Origin of the sequence: Pseudomonas sp. NPDC089396, assembly GCF_044749545.1 — a bacterium.
GTDB lineage: Bacteria > Pseudomonadota > Gammaproteobacteria > Pseudomonadales > Pseudomonadaceae > Aquipseudomonas.
The window spans coordinates 153,092-175,861 of the sequence record NZ_JBIVIC010000004.1 but is presented as its reverse complement, the minus strand read 5'-3'; the positions used below and the strand labels follow the sequence as shown (position 1 = coordinate 175,861).

Sequence of the window (22,770 nt, the reverse complement as noted above, 5' to 3'; positions counted from 1 at the left end):
CTACTGGCCGCGCAGGTCTTCGAAGAAGGCCTGTCGGCCGTCCACCTGGCTTGACGCACGTGGCACCGCCGCCGCCTCACCATTGGCCGCTTCCACATGCCAATAGCAGTGCCTGACCGCCCGGGTCACCGCCACATAGGCCAGGCGCTGCACCTCCTCCTTCTGCGCCGTGTCGAACGGCTGGGCATCGCCGGCGCGGCCAAGGCCGGCCTGGCGATACACTTGGTTCTTGTACGGCGAGCTGGTCAGGTACTGACAATCACCGAGCATGAACACCGCATCGGCCTGCAGGCCCTTGGCACTGTGGTAGGTGAGCTGACGCAGACGCCGCTGTTCGGCGGGCAACGCGGCCTCAGCCTGCAACACACTGTGCAGGTGCTCACTCATCAGCGCTTTGTCGTTGCCTTTGCGGTACAGCATCATCACCGACTCGCCACGCTGGTAATGCTCGATCAGCGTCTGCCCCAGCGCCGCCTCGTCGCGCTCGAACACCTTGACCGGCGAACCTGGCAGCTCAGCCGCCGGACCCGCGGCCCGGGCTTTCTTGCCGGCGATGGCCGGCGCGCCCTTGACCAGGTGCTCGGCCGCATCGATCACCTGCTGCTGGCAGCGGTAGTTGTCGACCAGCATCACCCGGGTGTTGGCCGGCGACGGGAAAGCCTTGGTGAACTCCATGAAGTACTTTGGCGAACTGCCCCGCCAGCCATAGATCGACTGCCAATCGTCACCCACGCACAACAGCGACGAATGCTGGGCGTGGCGCCCGGCGTGCAGGGTCGGGCCACGGCGACGGATCTCCACCAGGCAGGCGCGCAACCAGCTGACGATCTGCGGCGAGACGTCCTGGAACTCATCGATCATCAGGTGTGCCAGGGGCCGCAACAGCGGGTCGGGCAGCAGTTGCAGGTTCTCCGGATTGTTCTCGCCGAACAGGGCGAACATGCGGTTGTAGCTCATCACGGGCGGCGACTGGTTCAGCAGGTGCGCTTCCAGCGCTGTCCAGTACAAGGCCAGGGCTTCGAAGAACAGCGCGTCATGGTCGCCCGACGGGAAGCTCATGGCCGTCACAGCCGTATTCACCTCAAGGCCGAGGTTCTCGATGAACGTGGCGGCGCCGACGAAGGCATCGAGCAACGGCGCCGGGGCAAGCTCGCCTTTGACCTTGTACTCGAAGCCAGGGCCGGCCACGGCATCGCCTGCCAGCGACGCAGCGAGGCGCCGGGCCATGGCGTAGTTGTCCAGCCAGATCAACGGCTTGTCGCAGAAAGCTTGAAGTAACGTGCGCTTCACCGCCCATTCCGCGCGCACCGCAAGCTTTGCGCCGGGGCGCTGGTACTGGGCACTCTCGGACGGGTCGAAGCCCAGCACCACCCAGGCATCCAGACCGTCCAGGAGACCATGGACATGAAAGCGGCTGCCACGGATCTCGACGGTTTCGCGGCACGGCTCGATGCCCTTGATCGGCCAGGCGCCGGCGGCGAACCACAGGTCCTCGATTACGTCGCACAGCTCTTCGTCGCGCTGGGCGGCCAGTTGCAGCACCTGCACGCGTTTCTGCACGTCGGGATGGTCCGGGTCCAACGGTTTGAGCTGCAAGGCTTCACGGCGCAGGGTGGCGATGATCTCGGCAAAGCGCGGGCTGTTTTCGAGCAGGTCGCGGTAACAGAGGTTGAGCTGCTGGCGCTGGGCATCGTTCAGGCGCAAGTCGAACGGGTTGCTCTCGGCTTGCGCCTCGCTGCCGGCGGGCATCTCGTTGCCCAGGGTCTCGAATGCCCGCAACTGGCCAAAGCCCGGCAGGCTGCGCACCAGCGGCAGGATGCGCGAGTGGAAGGTGCGCACCAGTTCGCGGGCGCGGGCCGGTTGCAGGTCGAGCTGCCACAAGGCGAACACCTGCACCAGGCGCTTGATGAAGTCCTTGCGCGACTCGCGGGTGAAGGTCACCACGGTCATGGCGTCCAGCTCGTAGCCCAGGTAGTGGCGCAGCAGCAGGATGCGCAGTACCAGCGAGGTGGACTTGCCCGCCCCCGCCCCCGCCACCACGCAGGTGGACGGCGTGTCGCTGAAGATCAGCTTCCACTGCGCGGCGCTGGGCTGGGCTTCTGCGGGCAGGCGCTGGGCCACATCGGCCTTGAAGCGTTTCTTCAGCTCCGCAGTCAGTGGCAGGCGCCAGTCGTCGAACAAATTGTCATCCTGGCCGGGCACGGCGGCGCTGTCGGGGCGCGAGTCGCGGATCACCAGTACCTGGCGCCCAGCCTCGTAACCTTCTGCACGCCCCCGCTCGAAGCCTTCGCGGTGGCCATCGACATGGCCGCTGCGCTGGCCACTGGCGTGGCCGAGGAACCAGGAGTCGCGGTGTTGCGCCTGCAGGCGGGTCAGGCCACGGCCCAACAGGCGCGCGGCGAGGCGGCGAAACCAGGGCAATTGGGCGGGTGGGATCAGTTCGGCGGGGGCCTGGGGTTGCTCGTGGGCCACGGTCACTCCGTTGCAAATCGAATCAGCGGGCATGTTCGCTTCATCTGCCAAAAATCGCCAGCGAATGCTTGCAGATCAGTGCATTAGGCGATGAACCGGAGATTTCACAACGCCTTATACAATCGATTATACCGATAATAATCAGCCGATATTTACGCTTATTTTCGATGTTTCATTGGCGCATCATGGCGTCATTCCACTGATTCAAGGAGCACGACCATGCTGCAACTGCGACCATTCGAAAGCCTCGGCCACGCCAACCACGGCTGGCTCGATGCTCACCACCACTTCTCGTTCGCCGAGTACCACGACCCCGCCCGCATGCACTGGGGCAACCTGCGGGTGTGGAACGACGACTTGATCGCTGCCGGCAGCGGTTTCCCGCCGCACCCGCACCGCGACATGGAGATCATCACCTACGTGCGTGAAGGTGCCATCAGCCACCAGGACAGCCTGGGCAACAAGGGCCGAACCGAAGCCGGCGACGTGCAGGTGATGAGCGCTGGCAGCGGTATCGTGCACAGCGAGTACAACCAGGAAGCGGTCGATACCCGCATCTTCCAGATCTGGATCGTACCGGAGCGTGTGGGTGATGCACCGTCGTGGGGCACGCGGCCGTTCCCCAAAGGTGAACGTGGCGAAGGGTTCGTGACCTTGGCCAGTGGCCGGGCGGGTGATGCAGACAGCCTGCAGATTCGCACCGATGCACGGCTGGTGGCGGCGACGCTGAAGGCCGGTGAAACGGCCGAATACCGCTTCGATGCCGGGCGCCGGGGTTACCTGGTGCCGGCCAAGGGACTGGTGGAGGTCAACGGGGTGCGGGCCAAGGCCCGGGATGGCATGGCGATCGAGCGGGAAGAGGTGCTGCGGGTGACTGCGGTGGAAGACAGCGAGATCGTGCTGGTTGATGTGGCTTGAGTGAATTGGGGCCGCTTTGCGGCCCAATCGCCGGCAAGCCGGCTCCCACAGGGATCAGCGCAGGTTTCGAGAGCTGCGCTGTACCTGTGGGAGCCGGCTTGCCGGCGAGTGGGCTGCAAGGCAGCCCCAGTCACCGATCAATCAGGCAATCGCCGCATCCACCAACACCTGCGCTTCGGCCACCAAACGCTGCAGGTGCGCCTCGTCGACAAAACTCTCGGCATAGATCTTGTAGATATCCTCGGTGCCCGAAGGCCGCGCGGCGAACCAGCCGTTGGCAGTCATCACCTTCAGCCCACCAATCGCCTGGCCGTTGCCCGGCGCGTGGCTGAGGATCTGTACAATCGGCTCACCCGCCAGCTCAGTCGACTTGACCTGCTCTGGCGCCAGCTTGCTCAGCAACGCCTTCTGCCGCGCATCGGCCTTGGCCTCGACACGGGTAGCAAATGGCTTGCCCAGCACCGCCGTGAGGTCGTCATAGGCCTGGCTCGGATTGCGGCCGGTGCGCGCGGTCATCTCGGCCGCAAGCAGCGCCGGAATCAGCCCGTCCTTGTCAGTGGCCCAGACCGTACCGTCCTTGCGCAGGAACGAAGCGCCGGCGCTCTCCTCGCCGCCAAAGCCCAACGAACCGTCGAACAGGCCTTGGGCAAAGAACTTGAAGCCCACCGGCACCTCATACAGCTCACGCCCCAGACGCTCGGTCACCCGGTCGATCATGCCGCTGGACACCACGGTCTTGCCCACCGCGGCATCGCTGCGCCATTGCGGGCGGTGGCGGTACAGGTAGTCGATGGCCACGGCCAGGTAGTTGTTCGGCTGCAGCAGCCCATCGGCGGTGACGATACCGTGGCGGTCGTGGTCCGGGTCGCAGGCGAAGGCCACGTCGAAGCGTTCGCGCAGGCCGATCAGGCCTTGCATGGCGTAGGGCGAGGACGGGTCCATGCGGATCTGGCCGTCCCAGTCGACGGTCATGAAGCGGAAGGTCGGGTCGACCTCGGTGTTGACCACTTCCAGGTTCAGTTGGTAGCGCTCGGCGATCGCCGACCAGTAGCGCACCCCTGCCCCGCCCAGCGGGTCGACGCCCAAGCGCAGGTTGGCGGCACGAATGACGTCGAAGTCGATGACGTTTTCCAGGTCGGCCACGTAGTGTTCGATGAAGTCATGGCGCTGGGTGGTCGATGCCTGCAGCGCCTGGGCATAGTCCATGCGCTTGACCCCGGCGAGGTCCGCAGCCAGCAGTTCGTTGGCCTTGGCCTCGATCCATTTGGTCACATCGCTGTCGGCCGGGCCGCCATTGGGTGGGTTGTACTTGAAGCCACCGCTTTGCGGCGGGTTGTGCGACGGGGTGATGACGATGCCATCGGCCAGGCCCTGCGCACGGCCACGGTTGTAGCAAAGGATGGCATGCGACACCGCAGGCGTCGGGGTGTACTCGTCGTCTTTGGACAGCATCACCTGCACGCCATTGGCCGCCAGCACTTCCAGCGCGCTGGCGGCGGCCGGCGCGGACAAGGCGTGGGTATCGGCACCGATGAACAGCGGGCCGTCGATGCCTTTTTCCTGGCGGTACAGGCAGATCGCCTGGGTGATCGCCAGCACGTGGCTTTCGTTGAAGCTCAGATCGAACGAACTGCCCCGGTGTCCCGAGGTGCCGAAGGCCACGCGCTGGGCCGCTACGGCGGCGTCAGGGCGGCCGGTGTAGTAAGCGGTGAGCAGGCGGGGGATATCGACCAGCACGCTGGCCGGAGCCGGCTTGCCTGCCAAAGGACTGAGCGTCATGCAGAAACCTCGAGTTCAACGGATGTTGGGGTTGGAACACGCAGTGTACTGGGAGTTGCAATGCCGCGCGACGGCCCGTCGGGATTATTCGCTGGCCGTTCGCCACCAGCCGGGAAACATCTGCTGCACCCGCGGTTCGGCGAAGCGCTGATCGATCAGCACCAGCACACCACGGTCCTGGTCGCCCCGAATGACCCGGCCTGCCGCCTGGATGACCTTGCGCACGCCCGGGTACAGGTAGGCATAGTCGAACCCCGCGCCAAACTGGCGGCCCAGGCGTTGCTTGAACTGCTCGTTGACCGGGTTGACCTGGGGGAGCCCAAGGGTGGCGACGAAGGCCCCGATCAAGCGCGTGCCGGGCAGGTCCACGCCTTCGCCGAAGGCACCACCGAGCACGGCAAAACCAACCCCTTGGCCATCCGCCACGAAGCGATCGAGAAACGCCTGGCGTGCCGCTTCATCCATGCCAGGTGCCTGGGCCCACAACGGGATCGCGGGGTGCTGTTCGGCCAGCAGGCTGGCCACCTGCTGCAGGTATTCGAAGCTGCTGAAGAACGCCAGGTAATTGCCCGGCTGGCGCTGGTATTGCTCGGCAATCAGGGCCACGATCGGCGCCAGCGATGCCTGGCGCTCGTTGTAGCGGGTCGACACCTGGCTGGCGATGCGCACTTCGAGCTGCTCGGCACGAAACGGCGCGGCCACTTCCAGCCAGGCGGTATCGGTCGGCATGCCCAGTAGGTCGGTATAGAAATGCCGTGGGCTGAGGGTGGCGGAAAACAGCGTCACGCTGCGCGCGGCCTGCATGCGCGGGCCCAGCAGGCGAGCCGGGTTGACGTTGCGCAGGCAGAGGCTGGCCAGCTTGCGCTTGCGCGGGCCCTCGCGCAGGGTGATGTCGAACAGGAAATGCTCATCGAACAGCTCGGCGACCCGGCTGAACTGCAGGGCCTGGTAGAAGAACTGCAGCACCTGTGGGTCCAGCTCGGCGGGCTGCTGGTTCAGGCGTTCCTGGATCAGCCCGATGCACTGCTGCAACGCGCGCAGAAAATCATCGGGCAATCGCTCGCTGGCCTGATAAGGCGCCCGCTGCGCCTTGTACAGGGCATTCCACTGGCGGTTCAGCCGGTCCAGCGCGCTGGTCAGACCTTGCGGCCTGCTCTGGCGCAAGGCGAGCAACTGGCCCTGATCAAGGCTGGCGCTGTACATGCCGCGGCCGCGCTCGACCAGGTTGTGCGCCTCGTCCACCAGCGCCGCGACGCGCCACTGGTTGGCCTGGGCCAGGCTGAAGAGCAAGGCATGGGCGTCGAAGTAGTAGTTGTAGTCGGCCACCAGCACATCTACCCAGCGGGCCATCTCCTGCCCCAGGTAATACGGGCAGACCTGGTGCGCAAGGGCCACCTCACGCAGGTTGTCGCGGTCCAGCAAGGGGCGCAGCGCCGCTGCCTCGCGTGCGGCCGGCAGGCGGTCGTAGAAACCTTGGGCCAATGGGCAGGACTCGCCGTGGCAGGCCTTGCCGGGGTGCTCGCAGGCTTTGTCCCGGGCAATCAGCTCCAAGGTGCGCAAGGCGGGTTGGGGGGCGGCCTCGGTCATCTGCCGAAGGGCATCCAGCGCCAGCGCCCGACCCGGCGTCTTGGCCGTGAGGAAAAACAGCTTGTCGAGCTGTTGCGGGACCATGGCCTTGAGCAGCGGAAACAGCGTGCCCAGGGTCTTGCCGATGCCCGTGCTGGCCTGGGCCATCAGGCAGCGCCCGGTGCTCACCGCCTTGTACAGGGTCTCGGCCAGCTGGCGCTGGCCCTGGCGGAACTGCGGGTAGGGAAACGCCAGGGCCTGAAGGCCCTGGTCACGCTCGGCCAGGCGGCGCTCCTGGCCTTGGGCCCAGGCCAGGAAGCGCTGGCACTGGGTTTCGAAGAAGGTGCGCAAGGTATCGGCACTGTAGTGTTCGCTGATCAGCGTCTGGCCGTCGTTGTCGACGTCCAGGTACACCAGCGCCACCTCGATGGTGGGCAACTGCCGCGCTTGGCACAAGAGCCAGGCATAGACCTTGGCCTGGGCCCAGTGCAACTGGCGATGGTTGGCCGGCTGGCGCGTCAGGTCGCCGCGGTAGGTCTTGATCTCCTCCAGGCGGTTGGCGACAGGGTCGTAGCCGTCGGCACGGCCGCGCACCTGCAAGCCTTGATAATGGCCTTCGAGGGGGACTTCCGCCTCATAGCCGGCAGCACGCCTGGCCACCACCCGAAGGTGGCCTTCGATGCCCTCCTGAGCCGTTGGCGATGGGGTAAAGCGCAGGTCCAGGTCACCCACCTTGGCACTGAACTCGCACAGGGCGCGCACTGCCACCCTGTAGCTCACGCCGGCTCACTCCAGCGCACATGACAAACCGCCACCGGCAAGCCGTGTTCGGCGCAGAACGCCAGCCAGCGCAACTGGTTATCCTGCAGGCGATCACCCGGGCCCTTGACCTCGACCATGCGGTACTCGCCCTGCTCGGGCCAGAACTGGATCAGGTCGGGCATGCCGGCGCGGTTGTTGCGGATGTCCTGCAGCAGGCGCAGGAAGCACTGCTTGAGGTGTGCGGGCGGCAGGCAGGCCAACGCCTGTTCGAGCAAGGCCTGGTCAAGCATCTGCCAGAACACGAACGGCGACTGCAGACCGTACTTGGCGGCAAAGCAATCGAGGATGGCCTGGCGATGCGTGCCATCGTCGAGCCGGCCCAGGCAGGCATCGAACAGCGCTGCACGGCGTAGCTGGAAATCGCTGTCGTGCAAGTCCTGGGGCGCGGCCTGGAACGGATTGAAAAATGCGCCAGGGACCGGCGCGAAAATCGCGTCCCAACACAACAGGCCGAACAGGCTGTTGAGCAGCGTGTTTTCCACGTAGTGCACCTGCCCGCCGACCTGCGTCAGGTGTTGGCGCACCGCCTCCTCGACACCCAGCGCCGCGAGCTCGCGCGGCAGATTCAGCTCGATCAGCTGCGGCGCCAGGGTGCGTCGGCGCGGTTGCGCTGGCCCGCCGAGCTTGCGCGCCAGCCGCGGCAGCATGCGCTCCAGCGCCTGCACTTCCAGCGCGTTGGCGGGTGCCGCGGCCAGTTGCAGGGCCAATTCATGGGCCTGTGGCCAGCGCTCGCTGCGTTCGAGCACTCGCACCTGGCGGATACGCGCTTGTGCATGGCTGCTGCGGGCATACACCGACAGCGCCTGGTCCCAGTCGCCCAGCCGCTCGCACTGCTGGCCCAGGGCAAACAACAGGCGCCCATGGCGCCGGGCCAGCCACGGGTTGTCGCTGCGCCACGGGGCCAGGTCATCGAGGATCGCCGCAGGTGCCTCACCTTGTTCCAGGCGCTCGGCACAGTGGTGCAAGGCCATCGCCAGGTCGACCTCACTGCGTTGCTGCAGGGCGCGTGAGCCGGGGCTGAACGGCACTTGCTCGAAGCGCAACAGGCCCAGGTCGGTGAGCACGAAGTCCGACCAGTCCTGGTACAGATTGCCGAAGAACAGCAAGCGCATGCGGTCGCACAGCGGCTGCAGGCACCACTGAAGAATGCACACGGGGGCATCGGCGTACCATTGCGACAGCGGCCTGGGCGCCAGTGCCAGGGCTTGCAGCTGGTCGAACAGGTCGCGCTTGGCGGCGCGAGGTCGACTCAGTTGCTGGGCGAAACACTGGACCAGCTCGTCCTTGCGCAGCAACGCGAACAACTGCTCAAGGCTCAACTGCTCGGGCTCGCGTACCCAGCCCAGCGCCTGCAGTGGCTGCAGGGCGCGCACGGTATCGCCGATCTCGGCATAGTCGAGCCGGTCGCTGCGAAACAGCTCGCCCTTGCGCATGACCATGCGCACCATCAGCGCCTGGGCCGGTTGCTCCAGGGCCGCGAAGGCCTGAAGGAAGGCCAGCTCCTGGGCGTCGAGCAGGTCGGCATAGCGTTGTTCGACCCACAGCAACACCTGGCGAAAGTTATGCAGGTAGTACAGCGGGTCATCGACGGAATGGGCAATCACAAGGTACGGTCGGTCAGCAGGCATGGATACTGTTTATACATACAGATAACACACGCTGGCAAGCGCCCATGGATCGCCTTGCCTGAAGCCCGGCAACCTGCCGACGAAAGGCACTCGCTCACCCTTCGTCATCCGCCTGCCGACCGCCGGGCTGCGCCAGGGTTTCGCCCAACCTGTTCAGCGCCTCGCGCAGCGCGTCGGCCCCCTCCCCCGTCCAAGTCAGCAGCAGGTGGTGCTGATAGCGCCCATGCGCGCTGAACTGAGCGCCCACCAGTGCTGGCAAGACGGTGCCAGCCATCGCCGTCACCACGCGATCCATCGATACCGGCCCCAGCAGACGTACCCATACGGCATGCCCACCCTCGGGTACGGCAAAGTCCAGTTGCCCGCCCAGGTGCGCCTGCAGTTGATGACAGAGCTGTCGCATGCGCCGGGCCAGGACCACACGCTGGCGGTTCAGGTGTTCGTCTATCTCCCCCTTGGCGAACATCTGCGCCAGGGCCTGCTGGCGCAGCGGCGGCAATTGATACGCACGCCGGGCAAACGCTTCGCCCATGGCCGGATGCCGGCCAAGCACATAGGCGTAGGGTGCCTCGGCCCCGACCGTGGCTTCCAGGGAACCCAGCACCAGTAGCCAGCGTTGATCGACCCAGTCACGCAGATACGTGCCGGGCGACGAGGTGAAACGGCGTTCGCTGTCCAGATCATTCTCCAGCAACCACACCGGATGCCGTGCCAGCAGGTGGGCAAGCTGTTGCTGAACGTGCGGCGAGATCATTCGCCCGCCGGGCAACCCCAGGCACGACGGCATGATCAACATCCGCACCGTGCCTTGCCCGAGCAGCCGTGCCAGGCTGGCCAGGTCGAAGCCGCCATGATGATCCAGGGGTATTTCCAGCACCTGCAAGCCAAAGCGCTGCAAAACCTGCAGCAAACGCCAGCAACAGGGTGACGCTACCAGGACTGTGCTCCCTTGCAGCGCCAAGGCGGCCAGCAGCGTTTCCAGCAATGCCTGTACGTCGGGGCCCAGGTGCACATGCTCCGGCTTCCAGGGCTGGCTGCCCGTGCGGGTATAGCGGTGCGCCAACGCCTCCCGCAGGCGCGCACCAGCACCGCATGGCGACACGGCGTGCGCCTGCGCTCGCTGACGCGCCAAACGCCGTTCGTGGGCCAACAGCGAACGTTCGAGGCTCGGCTGCACCGGCTCGGGGCTGCGGCGCATGCGATTTGCGCCCCCATTGCCGCGGGGCTGCACGAAGTAGCCGGATTTCGCCACCGAACGCACACGCCCTTCATTTTCCAGCAGGCCATAGGCTGCCTGCACGGTAGCCAGCGACACCCGCAGATGCCGGGCCAAGGCACGCAACGAGGGCAGGCGCGGCTCCCCGCCCCGCTCGGCTTGGTCGATCAACGCTTGCAGATAGCGATAGACCTTGAGATAGGCGAACTCTCGCCCCATCAGGCTGACGCCTCGCGATCCGCCGGGCGGGGCAGCAAGCGCAGGTGCACATCGCGCCGCGCCAGCGCCGCCAACAGACGCCGCGTACCCTGCTGCAGGTGCCCGGCATAGACAACCCGCAAATGCCGTAGCGAAAGACCGCTGATATTGACCAGCCAGTTCTTGACCGCGTCAGGGCAAGGCTTGCCTTGCAAGGCACGGTGCAGATAAGGCAAGGCCACCAGCATGTCGGGGTGACGACACTGCAGAAAGCGCTCCAACCCCCGCCCCTGTTCGGCGAAAGGGCCAGACAGCATGCAGATGAGCTGGGCCTGGTCAACGCCATGAACCTGGGTGAGGTGCGCGAGCTGTGGCCTTTGCGGACTGCCCGAGGCCCGCTGGCCAACCAGCCGCAACGCCTCCCGTGGCCGGACCGGCGCCAGGCAGCGCTCGCGCAGCTCCTGCAGCTGCGCCACTGCCAGCGGGTCCAGGTAGGCTGCCAGCGGCATGGCGTCCTGCGACGGCGCGAAAGGCTGCTCCATCATGCGATCGAGCGCCCCCTCACACAGCAGCTGAGGCAACAGATCATCAATGGCCAGCAGCCGCATCGGCGCTTGTGCAAGCGGCTCATGGCTTGGCATTTCCGGCTCGCCCACCGGTAACCCGGCAAGCCCATGCAACTGACGCAGTCGCTCGGCCAGGCTCGCCAGGCAAGGGGTCGCAGTGAGCTGGCCGGTGTCCCCCGCAAGGCGCAAGCCCCTGCGCGCCCAGGCCAGGTAACGGCGCCGCTTGCCCACAGGCATGGCGGTCACCAGCGCATCTGCGCAAGGCTGGTCTTCGCAGGTCAGTCCCACGGCAGCGGCCAGTTCCAGGTGCATGCGGCTACCCAGCAGCGCTTCGGGCCGCGAGTCGATCAGATGGCCGAACAGCAACATCGCATCGCGCGCCAATGCCCAGGGCGCACAGGCCCTGGGCTGGCGGTCGAAGGGCACCACCCTCCCCGCCGTGACCATCTGCAAGTGAACGCGCGGATCGTCATGCATGAACAAGTTATCGAAACAACGCTGATGTTGCTCCAGCAGCACGCGTCCGGTCGCCGGCAGGCCCACCACCCGTACCTCCAGCTGGAAAGTCAACGGTGCGCGCAGGGCGATGCTCAACTGCGCGGCACGCAAGATGGCCAGCAGTCGGGCGCTGCGGTTATCGGCGCCCTGCACCACGAGCAATTTGAAAGTACCGATGTATTCCGGCCCTCCGGACGTCACCAGCAAACGCTGGATAAGCAACTGCAATGAGGCACGCTGGGGTTGGGTCATATGGCCCAACAAACGCTCTAGAACTTGTTGGTAGATATAGTGCATTGCCTGGTCGTGAATATGGCTCACGGGTCACCTCACCGCTTCAGTCACGCGTCGCACAGTGGATGTTTAAATCAATAACCGCACGACGAAATCAATAGGAGAAAATTCCTATTTATATTTAGGAAAAACTGAAGTAGCGAAACTCTGTCGCCAAGCCATCGAGAAAAAAGATCCCCTTCGCGCACCAGCTGCCTGGCGCCCAAGCCCGGCGTGGGGCCATCCCTTCTCCATCGCACGCTCCTTGCGTTAAGTATCACTGCGCCATTATCAAGCGTTGCCGAACGAATAAAAGATACAGATGCCGGTAAAAAAACCATGCAGCCAGAAGAAAAATACCCCTGCAATCAATCACTCATAGAGGCAGCAGATAGCGATTTCAGGAAAGTGGCATCGACATACATATTTAACGCGGAAAGAACACAAGAAAATTGAAGTTTGCTTGTAGGAAAATTCTTATTCTGCAGGCAGAAAAAACCCGGGCTTAGCCCGGGTCCATTTCGCTGCCATAGCCCTCTCAGGGCTGTCCCATATCCAGCACCACCCGCCCACCACACGGACATTCATCCATGCACTGATGGGCCTCGACCACCTGACTGAACGGAAACACCTTGATGATCTGCGGTGTCAGCAGTTGGTCGGCGGTGAACTGGTTGATATCGCGCAAGGCACGCTGCAAGGCCACCTGATCCTGGCTGATGCCCAGCTCCGGCTTGCCTGTGAAGTTGCCGATGCAGTGCACGTAGAACTGAATGTTCTTCTGGAACGCCGCACAGGCCGGGAACGGTGTCTGGTTGCCCCCTTGCAGGCCATACAGCACCAGGCTGCCACGCGGCGCCAACACATCGCCGAGCAGCGACATCTGTGGCCCCCCCATGCCATCGAGGACCATGTCCACGCCACGCCCGTTGGTGTACTTGCCGACCTGCATCAGCAGGTCCTGCTCTTCGGTGACGATCACCTTGTCGGCGCCCAGCCCCAGCAGGTATTCACGCTGCTCGGGTTCCTTGGTGGCGGCGAAGACCGTGAGCCCAAGCGCCTTGCCCAGCTGCACGAACGCAGGGCCCGCGCAGTGGCTGGCGTCGGTCACCAGGGCGGTCTGCCCGGCCTTGGCCCGGGCCAGATCGACGTAGGCGAAGTAGGCGATGAGCAAGGGCGTGTAGTGCACGCTGGCTTCGATCGGCGTGAGCACGTCCGGGTAACGGGTAATGGCGGTGCGCGGCAGCACGATGATATCGCCATACACCGGATGCTCGTTGGCACTGGCGGCCGGGAAGCTGGCCACCCGGTCACCGACCGCGATATCTTCGACACCCTCGCCGACCGCCGTCACCACGCCCGCCATCTCACTGCCGATCCCGGCCGGCAGGCGGGCCTGGGACGGTGCCAGGTTCTGCCGCCAGAGCACGTCGTACCAGCTCACGCCAATGGCCTCGACGCGGATCTGCACCTCGCCAACGGCAGGGGATGGTTCGGCCTGCTCCTCGCAACGGAGCACATCGGCAGCGCCGAACTTGTGGAAACGGATCATGCGGGACATCGCATACCTCGCCTGTGTGAACCTCGTATTACCACGAACTTTATCCGGGCTTTAGCCGTTAGACCATCAGTGGCGGTTAATAGTCGACATGCCTGTCATCGATTGGGCACCTGGCTTTCCTGTGCATTGGCACCCGGAAATCGGTGCAGGGTAACAGCCTTTGGCCTTAAGATTCACCCCTGCCCCCTTTAAGGCGAAGCGCACCGATGAATCGAAACGACCTGCGTCGCGTAGACCTCAACTTGCTGATCGTGTTCGAAACCCTCATGCACGAGCGTAGCGTGACCCGTGCCGCCGAGAAGCTGTTCCTCGGCCAGCCGGCGATCAGCGCGGCCCTGTCGCGCCTGCGCAACCTGTTCGACGACCCGTTGTTCGTGCGCACCGGTCGCAGCATGGAGCCCTCGGCGCGCGCCAACGAGATCTTCGCCCTGCTCTCCCCGGCGCTGGACTCGATCTCCACCGCCGTCAGCCGCGCCGCCGAATTCGACCCGGCCACCAGCAACGCCGTGTTCCGTATCGGCCTGTCGGACGACGCCGAATTCGCCCTGCTGCCGCAACTGCTCAAGCGCATTCGCGCCGAGGCGCCGGGCATTGTGCTGGTGGTACGCCGGGTCAACTACCTGCTGATGCCGACCCTGCTGGCCTCGGGCGAGATTTCGGTGGGTGTGAGCTACACCAATGAACTGCCGGCCAACGCCAAGCGCAAGGTGCTGCGCCGCAGCATGCCCAAGCTGCTGCGCGCCGACAGCGTGCCGGGCAGCATCACCCTGGACGACTTCTGCGCCAGGCCGCATGCACTGGTGTCGTTCGCCGGCGACCTGTCCGGGTTCATCGACGAAGCGCTGGAGGAAATCGGCCGCAAGCGCCACGTGGTGCTGGCCGTGCCGCAGTTCAATGGCCTGGGGAGTCTGTTGGCGGGGACCGATATCGTTGCCACGGTGCCGGACTACACGGCGGATGCGCTGACTGCCGCTGGCGGGTTGCGCGCAGAGGAGCTGCCGATCGAGGTGCGCAGTTTCGAGTTGCACATGGCTTGGCGGGGCGCACAGGACAATGACCCGGCTGAGCGGTGGTTGCGGTCGCGGATACAGATGTTTTTTGGGGATCCCGATAGCTTGTGACTGACCTCCATCGAGATCCTTAAATGCTAATAAAATCAGTGCTTTAATCTGATTTTACGTCCAAAACCGTCCGTCGTATTCCGCTCACTTCCAATGCACCTGCGGGTATATTTTTGGGTACTTTTTCCGTTTCAGAAAAAGTACCCGCACATGACGACTTCCCTCCCCACGCCGGCATTGCGGCGTAAACTCAGCGATGCCTTCTTGCGTGCCATTGCTGAACCCGGCAAGTACTCCGACGGCGAAGTACCCGGTCTTTACCTGCATGTTCAGGCCTCGCAGAAGTCGAACAAGCCTGCCGCAAAATACTGGCGGATGAGGTATCGCCTGAACGGCAAGGTGAATCGCCCCTGGTTTCGTAGACACCTCCAAGCCCCATAATGAGGCCCAAATAGGAGGTGCCATGAACTGGCCTAATGATTTTGGACACCTTCACTTTTCGTACAGAGCCTAGGGTTCATTGCGCTGGGTGCATTGGCACTGACAGGCGCGCTTCCCGATGTTTCAGTCAGCGGCGTGGTCAACCTGAGCCATGAGTTCGGGTGCCAGCCCCATTTGCCCCCGAGGCCCAACACCCAAGCACAAATTGGACCTACCCCTCCCCTCATTCGCGCCCGACCATACCGCGAGCCATCATTCCCGAGTCTACTGGGCTCAGGTGGCCTGACGTCTATCAAGAAACAGAATAACCCGCTACCTCACGCCCTGAGGGCACGCGGTTCCTTGCATCTCATTAATACAATCATAAGAGCGTGCAACTTATGAAGTTCAGCTTTGTAGACAACAGCAAGCCGAGCCGCCGGCGTTTTCTGCGCGATGCCATGACCCTGGCGTTGGCGGCCTCGCCGTTGGCGAGTGTTGCCAACGCTGCCAGCAAAACCGGATCACCCGACAACAACCTCGATGAGGTGACCTTCGCCGCAGGCCCGCGGCCGCTGGTGCAATATCCACAGAAGCGACCATTGACCTTGGTGACCACTCGCCCGCCGCATCTGGAAACGCCGTTCGCTGTTTTCAACGAAGGGCCGATCACGCCAAATGACGCCTTTTTTGTGCGTTATCACCTGGCTAATTTCCCTACCAGCATCGATCCCGAGCGTTACCGCCTGACGATCAAGGGCGCGGTGGACACGCCGCTGTCGCTGTCCCTCGCAGAGCTCAAGGGGCTCGCCGAACCGATAGAGGTGGTGGCCGTCAATCAGTGCTCAGGGAACAGTCGTGGTTTCTCGATGCCGCGGGTGTTCGGCGCGCAGTTGGGCAATGGCTCAATGGGGAATGCTCGCTGGCGGGGCGTACCGCTCAAGGCTGTACTGGAAAAGGCCGGTGTCAAAGCCAACGCCAGGCAAGTGACCTTCCAGGGCCTGGACAAACCCGTACTGGCGAGTACGCCGGCGTTCATCAAGGCCCTGGACATCAGCCATGCCATGAACGGTGAGCCGATGATCGCCTGGGCAATGAACGGTACCGACCTGCCCTTCCTCAACGGTTACCCGATCCGTCTGGTGGTGCCCGGCTATTTCGGTACCTATTGGATCAAGCACCTCAGTGAAATCGAAGTCGTCGATCACACCTATGAGGGCTTCTTCATGGCTAAAGGTTACCGCGTGCCGGACAACGACTGCTTATGCATCGCCCCTGGCACCACCGCCGCGCAAACCAAGCCGATTTCGAAGATGCCAGTACGCAGCTTCATTACCAGCATCAGCCAAGGCGATGTTTTGCCGCTCAATACAAGCGTGGTGCTCAAAGGCATAGCCTTTGATGGTGGCGATGGGATCGACAAGGTGCAGCTGTCCATCGACGGCGGCAAAAGCTGGCGCGAAGCTCAGCTTGGGCAGGATCTCGGCCGTTTTTCTTTTCGTCAGTGGACGCTGCCAGTCACCTTCACCCACAAGGGGGCTACGCAGTTGATGGTGCGCGCCAGTAACCGTGCCGGCGAGATACAACCGCTGCGAGCCGACTGGAACCCCGGTGGCTACCGCCGTCATGTTGTCGAAACCAGCCACGTCACTGTCGCCTGAGGGAGCTCGTATGAAACGTCTGACCACCTTGCTGTGCGCGGCGCAGATTTGTTTCGCTGGCGTCGCCAATGCGGCGCCGCTGTCGATCAGCTTGCCGCCTGAAACCGCAGCGCTCAAGCCCAGTCCACTGCCAGGCTACAAGCTGGCCCAGCAAAAATGCTCGACCTGCCATTCCGCCGACTACATCAACTTTCAACCTCCCGGGATGACGTTGGCGCAGTGGACTGCAGAAGCCGGCAAGATGCAGCAGGTCTACGGGGCGCCGATCAGCAATGAGGATGTGAGCATTATCGGCGCCTACCTGGCAGTGACCTACGGCAGTGCCCAGAGCAGCGACGCCGATGTGCAGGCCGCACATTCGCCGATGGGCCAGCGCGCAGCAACGCCCGCAACAAAAGTTGATGCGATGGCCCTGCTGCAGAACAATGCATGTCTGTCCTGCCACGCATTCGATCACAAGGTCGTAGGCCCGGCGTATCACGAGGTCGCTGCCAAGTATGCGGGTGATCCGCAGGCAGCGGCCAAGATAGCCGCCAGCATCCAGCATGGCGGGGCAGGGAAATGGGGGCAAATCCCGATGCCGCCCTACACCCAGTTGAACCCAGAGGATCTGCAAACCCTTGCGGCGTTCATATTGGCTCGATAAGCCCTGCCGGGGTCGACCTTCATGCCGATGTTTCCAGCAATAGCCTGGGCAGCGAATCCCAGATCAAGCTGATGCCTGCCAGCGCCATCAGGACAAAGACTATCCAGCGCACCGTACGCGGCGACAACTTCGTCGGATAACGTCGAACCAGCCAACTGACGAGCAGCACCAACGGCAATGCTTCGGCACTCAATAGCAAAGTGGACATGTGCATCTGTCCCTGGGCGACGACAAGGCCGAGGCGCGCCGCCGCATTGGCGGCGAATACCGTGACCAGGGTATTGCGGATAATTTCGTAACCCAGGGGCTGGCGATACAGGTGATAGACAATCGGTGGCCCGCCACTGGAAAACAAACCATTGAGCAGTCCGCATAGCGCTCCGGCCAGCCAGAACGAAGGCTGTGGCGACAGTCGCGCCTTGGGTTTGCTCTGCACCACCAACATGAGGCTGGCCGCCAGAATCAATACGCCGAGCAGGACCCGAAGCCAGGCTATCTGACTGCCGTTCAACGCACCGAGGCCCCATATCCCCAGGCTGACGCCAAGCAGGCTGCTGAGCAGCACCGGCATCAACACCGAGCGGTCAAGCTGCGGCTTCGGTCCGCCAAGCGTGGCCATGGCATTGCCCAGGGTAAGGATGCTGATCACCACTGCCACTTCAGTCAGGGGCACCATGTGCAACGAGGCAATCATGCCCATCAGGATCAAGCCAAAGGCAAAACCGGTCAGGCTCTGGGCAACCGTCGCCAGGGCTACACAACACAGAAAAATCAGATGCACTTGCAGGCTCATACCGCCTCCATTACTGCTTGAGCCAAACTGCCGCCGCACAGTCACTGTGGCGGCGGCAGTCGTGGTGATCAGGTGGGGGCGATGAAGATCACCCAGGGTGCAGGCTCACGCCAGCCATTTGACCGCTATCAGAATCAAGGCCGCGAGAAACACCGTTTCACTCACCAGCAGGGTCGCTGGACGCCAACCGACTTCCAGCAGTGCCTTCAATGAGGTTTTCATTCCCAGCGCGGCGATGGCCGTCACCAGGCACCAGCGCGACACATCGCCGGCAAACGTCTGCATCTGCGCCGAGGCGACGCCGCTGCTGTTTATCGCCACGAACAGCACAAAAAAGATGATGAACAAGGGCAACGGCAATGCCGGACGGGGACCGCCATCGCCGCGCTTGCGCAAAAGCAACGACAGGCTGAAGACGATAGGTACCAGCATGGCCACGCGCAACAGTTTGACCACGGTTGCGGTATCGCCGGTCTGCTCCGACATGCTGTAGCCAGCGCCGACTACCTGGGCCACATCGTGAATCGTTGCACCGAGAAATACCCCGGCCTGATGGGCGTCCAGGCCGATCCACCGAGCGATCGGCGGGTAGGCAATCATGGCGATGGTGCTCAGTGCCGTCACACTGATCACAGTGAAGATGATGTTGCGCTCACTGTCCTTGTCCTGCGGCAGTACCGCAGAAATTGCCAACGCCGCCGAGGCGCCGCAAATGCCCACACTGCCGCCGCTGAGAATACCGAAATCACGTGACTGGCCGAGTAGCCGAGACAGCAGGATGCCGAAACTGATGGTCAGGAATACGGCACCAATCACCACCGCCATCAGCGTTCCTCCCAGCGAGAGTATCTGCTCCACGGTAATGCGCATGCCCAGCAACGCCACGCCACAACGCAGGATGATGCTGGAGGTGAAACGGATACCGGCGACCGCCCGGCCCTCCTCGGAGAGAAAGCCCAATGCCATGCCCAGCAACAGGGCCATCAGCATCACCGGCGCACCGTAATGTTCAGAAAGGAAAGTGGCACTGGCGGCGACCACAACCGAGGCAAGGATGCCCGGCAATAACAGGCCGAGGCTCTGCTGCCGGCGTGCCAGCCACGACGTCGAGGGCTGGGCCGTGTCGCGCGGCCGGCTGGGCATTGGGGGAATCGTGTGATGCTGTTTTATTTTCATTTCCAGCTACACCCTGTGGTTTATGAAATCACTGGGTTTTGATGCTAGAGAAATCAACTTCTTCCCATTAGGACCACGTCGGTTCGGTATAGGGGGCCAGTCGCCACCTGCGCGCCGCGATGCTTCAGACCGAAGCTCGCAGCGCATCCGAGGTGATGCCAATCAATCGGCTAACTGCTCCAGGCGCTGACGCGTTTCGGCACTGTACTGCACCGCGGCCAGCGCAACCCGATCGCCAATGGCATTGCGGATCTGCTCGACGTCGGCCTCGGTGAACGCGCCGCACAACTCGATCAATTGAACATGCCGGGTCAACAACTCCTGGGCCACCAGCACCGCCTCCTCGACGTTCGCAACGCCACACACGGTCGCAGTGAAGGCATCGGACTCCAGGCTGCCGTTGTGGGTGAGGAACTGCATGCCCGGTGCCTTGAAGATAAAGCCATAACGTTGCACAGCCATCATCGTTCTCCTTGGGTCTGGACGTTGCCTAACCGGCAGCCAGCAGCTGGCTGTGCGACTGGCGACGATAGTCGATAAAAATGGACGCCAGGGCGCAGGATGCCACACGCGCCTCCAGCGGGTCCGCACGCGAAGTGAGAATGATCGGCACCCGCGCGCCTAGCACCAGGCCAGCGGCCGTGGCACTCATGAAGTGAACCATCTGCTTGAACAGAAAATTGCCGGCTTCCAGGTTCGGCACCAATAAGATATCGGCATTACCCGCTACCTCGCCGCCGATACCTTTGATCCGCGCAGCTTCCAGCGACACCGCATTGTCAAAGGCCAGCGGACCTTCGACACTGGCATGGCCCAATGCACCGATCGCCGCCAGTTTGGCCAGCTCGGCAGCATCCTGGCTGGACGGCATGCTACGCATGACTTCTTCGCTCCCCGACAACACCGCCATGCGCGGTTTCTCGTAGCCCAGGGCATGCATCAGCTCGATGGCGTTGCGGGCGATATGGATCTTGTCGACGATCGTGGGCTGAACATTGATCACCGCATCGGTGATCGACAATGCTTTGTCGCTACCCGGCAGGGTCATGTGGAACACATGGCTCAGACGGTTGGCAGCACGCAGTCCGAACTCATGCTTGAGCACTGCACGCAGCAATACATCGGTGTGCAGATGCCCCTTCATCAGTGCCTGCGCAGTACCGGCCCCGGCCAGCATACAGGCGGCTTCGGCGCACTGTGCCTCGTCACTGACATGCTGGATGCGCAGATCATGCAGATCCCAGTCCAATACCTCGGCCACGGCGCGGATTCGCCCCTGGTCCCCGACCAGCACCGGCTCGATGAGCCCTTCATCACACGCCCGCTTGGCACCGCTCAGGCTGAGCAGGTTGACGGGATTGACCACCGCGGTGACCACGCGCGGCAGCGCCTTGGCCCGGTCAAGCAGGAATGCCGGGCATTCCGGAGGAATAGTGCTCAACATGCTTGGATTCCTGTCTGTCTACAGTCGAAGCTGCAACAGCGCCCGAAGGCGCCGCGGCAGTGTTTCAGGTGGCCGGGGCAAACCGGTCACTTCGGCGACTCAGACGTAGTCTTTGTACTTCTCGAGGAAACGCACCGGCTTGGACAGCGCATCGCGGCGGAACGGATCGCCCAACTCACGGGTGCACATGATCTCGATCACCGTGGTCTTGCCAGCCTTCTGTGCCTCACAGGCTGCCTGGAGTGCCGGGCCGACATCTTCGAGACGGTCGACTGTGACGCCTTCGGCACCCATCGAGCGCGCAATCCCTGCGAAGCTCTGGTTTTCCAGCTCGCCTGCGACGAAGCGACGGTTGTAGAAGTCCACCTGGTTCTTCTTCTCCGCGCCCCACTGACGGTTGTGGAACACGATCGAGGTGACCGGAATGTTCTCGCGGACACAGGTCATGATTTCCATCATCGACATGCCCCAGGCACCGTCACCGGCGTAGGAGATGGCGGTGCGGTGTGGTGCAGCGACCTTGGCGCCGATGATGGTCGGCAGCGCGTAACCACAGTTGCCAAAACTCATGGCGGCGAAGAACGAACGTGGTTTCTCGAAACGCAGGTAGCTATTGGATACCGAGTTGATGTTGCCAATGTCGGTAGACACCATGGCATCGGCGGGCATGGCTTTTTCCAGTTCACGCAACACTTGGCGCGGGTGCAGGTAATTGCCCTCCTCACCGCTTTGCTCCTTGATCATGTCCAGCGAGAATTCGTCCTTCTCGTGGATCCAGGCGCTCAGCTCGGTTTCCCATTCATATTTTTCCTTGGCGATTTCCTCGGCTCGCGCCCCTTTGCTTTCCAGGCACAGCACGTCGAGAGTCTGCAGACGGCCGAGCAGATTGACCGCCGCAGCTTTGGCATCGCCGCAGATACCTACGTTGATTTTTTTCACCAGGCCGAGCATTTTCGAATCGCAGTCGATCTGGATCACCTTCGCCTGCTTGGGCCAGTAATCCAGGCCGTGCTGCGGCAAGGTACCGAATGGCCCCAGGCGCGTTCCCAGCGCCAGCACCACGTCGGCGCGCGACAGTAGTTTCATCGCGGCCTTGGAGCCCTGGTAGCCCAACGGGCCACACCACAGCTGGTGACTGGCCGGGAAGGAGTCATTGTGCAGGTAGCTGTTGACCACCGGGGCGCCGAGGTATTCGGCGAGCGCCTGGCAGGCTTCGACGGCATCGCCCATGACCACACCGCCACCGGAAATGATCACCGGGAATTTCGCCCCCGCCAGCAGCTGGGCTGCTTCGGCCAGGCTTTGCTCGCCACCAGCGCTGCGCTCGATACGGATCGGCGTGGGGATTTCAACGTTGATATCGCCGTAGAAGAAATCACGCGGAATGTTCAGCTGGGTCGGGCCATTTTCCTGCATCGCCCGATCGAAGCAGCGGCCGGTAAATTCCGCCATGCGCGCAGGATTGGACACATGGGCCTGGTATTTGGTGATGGTTTCGAAGAACGGCAGTTGCTGGGCTTCCTGGAAGCCACCCAGGCCCTGACTCATCGAGCCGGTCTCCGGGGTGATGACGACCACCGGGCTGTGCGCCCAGTAGGCCGCAGCGATGGCCGTGACGAAGTTGGTGATACCGGGACCGTTCTGCGCGATACACACGCCGTGACGACCACTGACCCGCGAGAAGCCGTCAGCCATGTGCCCGGCACCTTGTTCGTGGACCACCGGGATAAATCGAATACCGGCTGGTGCGAAGATGTCCATCGCATCCATGAAGGCCGAACCCATGATGCCAAAGATGTCGGTGACGCCGTTGGCAACCAGTGTTTCTACCATTGCTTCGCTAGGGGTCATGCGTGGCATATCGATCTTCCTCTCGTTACTTGAAGTACGGCGGCTGCGCCGCCAATGACTCGGGGCTCAGCCTTTCAGCCCGGCGGCGGCATAGGAATTCGTTTCAGGACAGGCATGCCGATCTCTCCGATTGTTGTTGTGATGGAGTTTTGGGGCAGGTCGAACGAGCCGCCTCTGCTTCACGTTGACGCGAGGACTGGCTGTCTTGGAGCTAGAGTAGG

At 63.1% G+C, this 22,770-nt stretch carries 17 protein-coding genes; 5 read left to right on the top strand and 12 right to left on the bottom strand.

All coding sequences use genetic code 11. From position 1 onward, the window contains the following. Entirely contained in the window at nt 1–2,505 is a 2,505-nt protein-coding gene (locus ACIPZB_RS09025) for a UvrD-helicase domain-containing protein (RefSeq protein WP_400639907.1), read from the bottom strand. A 186-nt stretch (nt 2,506–2,691) separates the two neighbouring features. On the opposite strand from ACIPZB_RS09025, the gene ACIPZB_RS09020 reads away from it, so the two are divergent. Further along, a complete protein-coding gene (locus ACIPZB_RS09020; protein WP_400639906.1) occupies nt 2,692–3,390 on the top strand; it encodes a pirin family protein in 699 nt (232 codons plus the stop codon). A 141-nt stretch (nt 3,391–3,531) separates the two neighbouring features. Here ACIPZB_RS09020 and pgm read toward each other — a convergent pair whose 3' ends face one another. The 6 genes from pgm to ACIPZB_RS08990 all read right to left on the bottom strand — a co-directional run bounded on the left by pgm (nt 3,532) and on the right by ACIPZB_RS08990 (nt 13,497). Then, a complete protein-coding gene (gene pgm, locus ACIPZB_RS09015; RefSeq protein WP_400639905.1) occupies nt 3,532–5,169 on the bottom strand; it encodes a phosphoglucomutase (alpha-D-glucose-1,6-bisphosphate-dependent) in 1,638 nt (545 codons plus the stop codon). 84 nt (nt 5,170–5,253) lie between these two features. After that, the gene (locus ACIPZB_RS09010) at nt 5,254–7,515 is read right to left on the bottom strand and encodes an ATP-dependent DNA helicase (RefSeq protein ID WP_400639904.1); all 2,262 of its coding nucleotides are present in this window, start codon (nt 7,513–7,515) and stop codon (nt 5,254–5,256) included. Then, nucleotides 7,512–9,161, bottom strand: a complete 1,650-nt coding sequence (locus ACIPZB_RS09005) for a VRR-NUC domain-containing protein (RefSeq protein ID WP_400640134.1) — start codon at nt 9,159–9,161, stop codon at nt 7,512–7,514. Before ACIPZB_RS09005 ends, ACIPZB_RS09010 begins: the two co-directional genes overlap by 4 nt. A gap of 118 nt (nt 9,162–9,279) precedes the next feature. Continuing rightward, entirely contained in the window at nt 9,280–10,620 is a 1,341-nt protein-coding gene (locus ACIPZB_RS09000) for a PLP-dependent aminotransferase family protein (RefSeq protein WP_400639903.1), read from the bottom strand. After that, entirely contained in the window at nt 10,620–11,984 is a 1,365-nt protein-coding gene (locus ACIPZB_RS08995) for a hypothetical protein (protein ID WP_400639902.1), read from the bottom strand. Before ACIPZB_RS08995 ends, ACIPZB_RS09000 begins: the two co-directional genes overlap by 1 nt. Nucleotides 11,985–12,474: 490 nt before the next feature. Beyond that, nucleotides 12,475–13,497 carry a zinc-dependent alcohol dehydrogenase family protein gene (locus ACIPZB_RS08990; protein WP_400639901.1) on the bottom strand — a complete coding sequence of 341 codons (1,023 nt, stop codon included), beginning with the start codon at nt 13,495–13,497 and terminating at the stop codon, nt 12,475–12,477. 206 nt (nt 13,498–13,703) lie between these two features. On the opposite strand from ACIPZB_RS08990, the gene ACIPZB_RS08985 reads away from it, so the two are divergent. The 4 genes from ACIPZB_RS08985 to ACIPZB_RS08970 all read left to right on the top strand — a co-directional run bounded on the left by ACIPZB_RS08985 (nt 13,704) and on the right by ACIPZB_RS08970 (nt 17,285). After that, entirely contained in the window at nt 13,704–14,618 is a 915-nt protein-coding gene (locus ACIPZB_RS08985) for a LysR family transcriptional regulator (protein ID WP_400639900.1), read from the top strand. Between the two features lie 150 nt (nt 14,619–14,768). Beyond that, nucleotides 14,769–14,999: an Arm DNA-binding domain-containing protein gene (locus tag ACIPZB_RS08980; RefSeq protein WP_400639899.1), complete on the top strand. Its 231-nt coding sequence runs from the start codon at nt 14,769–14,771 to the stop codon at nt 14,997–14,999. 380 nt (nt 15,000–15,379) lie between these two features. Next, on the top strand, nt 15,380–16,639 hold the full coding sequence (locus ACIPZB_RS08975) for a molybdopterin-dependent oxidoreductase (RefSeq protein WP_400639898.1): 1,260 nt from the start codon (nt 15,380–15,382) through the stop codon (nt 16,637–16,639). 10 nt (nt 16,640–16,649) lie between these two features. Beyond that, entirely contained in the window at nt 16,650–17,285 is a 636-nt protein-coding gene (locus ACIPZB_RS08970; RefSeq protein ID WP_400639897.1) for a c-type cytochrome, read from the top strand. Nucleotides 17,286–17,304: 19 nt separating this feature from the next. Here the strand turns inward: ACIPZB_RS08970 and ACIPZB_RS08965 are convergent, their stop codons facing one another. From ACIPZB_RS08965 to xsc, 5 genes are all read right to left on the bottom strand, one after another. Further along, entirely contained in the window at nt 17,305–18,078 is a 774-nt protein-coding gene (locus ACIPZB_RS08965; RefSeq protein WP_400639896.1) for a sulfite exporter TauE/SafE family protein, read from the bottom strand. Between the two features lie 105 nt (nt 18,079–18,183). After that, nucleotides 18,184–19,221, bottom strand: coding sequence for a YeiH family protein (locus tag ACIPZB_RS08960; protein ID WP_400639895.1), 1,038 nt, complete (start codon nt 19,219–19,221; stop codon nt 18,184–18,186). 195 nt (nt 19,222–19,416) lie between these two features. Next, entirely contained in the window at nt 19,417–19,716 is a 300-nt protein-coding gene (locus tag ACIPZB_RS08955) for a DUF6506 family protein (protein WP_400639894.1), read from the bottom strand. 28 nt (nt 19,717–19,744) lie between these two features. Further along, complete coding sequence (locus tag ACIPZB_RS08950; protein WP_400639893.1) at nt 19,745–20,698, bottom strand: bifunctional enoyl-CoA hydratase/phosphate acetyltransferase; 954 nt, start codon at nt 20,696–20,698, stop codon at nt 19,745–19,747. Between the two features lie 99 nt (nt 20,699–20,797). Then, the gene (xsc, locus tag ACIPZB_RS08945) at nt 20,798–22,558 is read right to left on the bottom strand and encodes a sulfoacetaldehyde acetyltransferase (protein WP_400639892.1); all 1,761 of its coding nucleotides are present in this window, start codon (nt 22,556–22,558) and stop codon (nt 20,798–20,800) included. Between the last annotated feature and the right edge of the window lie 212 nt (nt 22,559–22,770).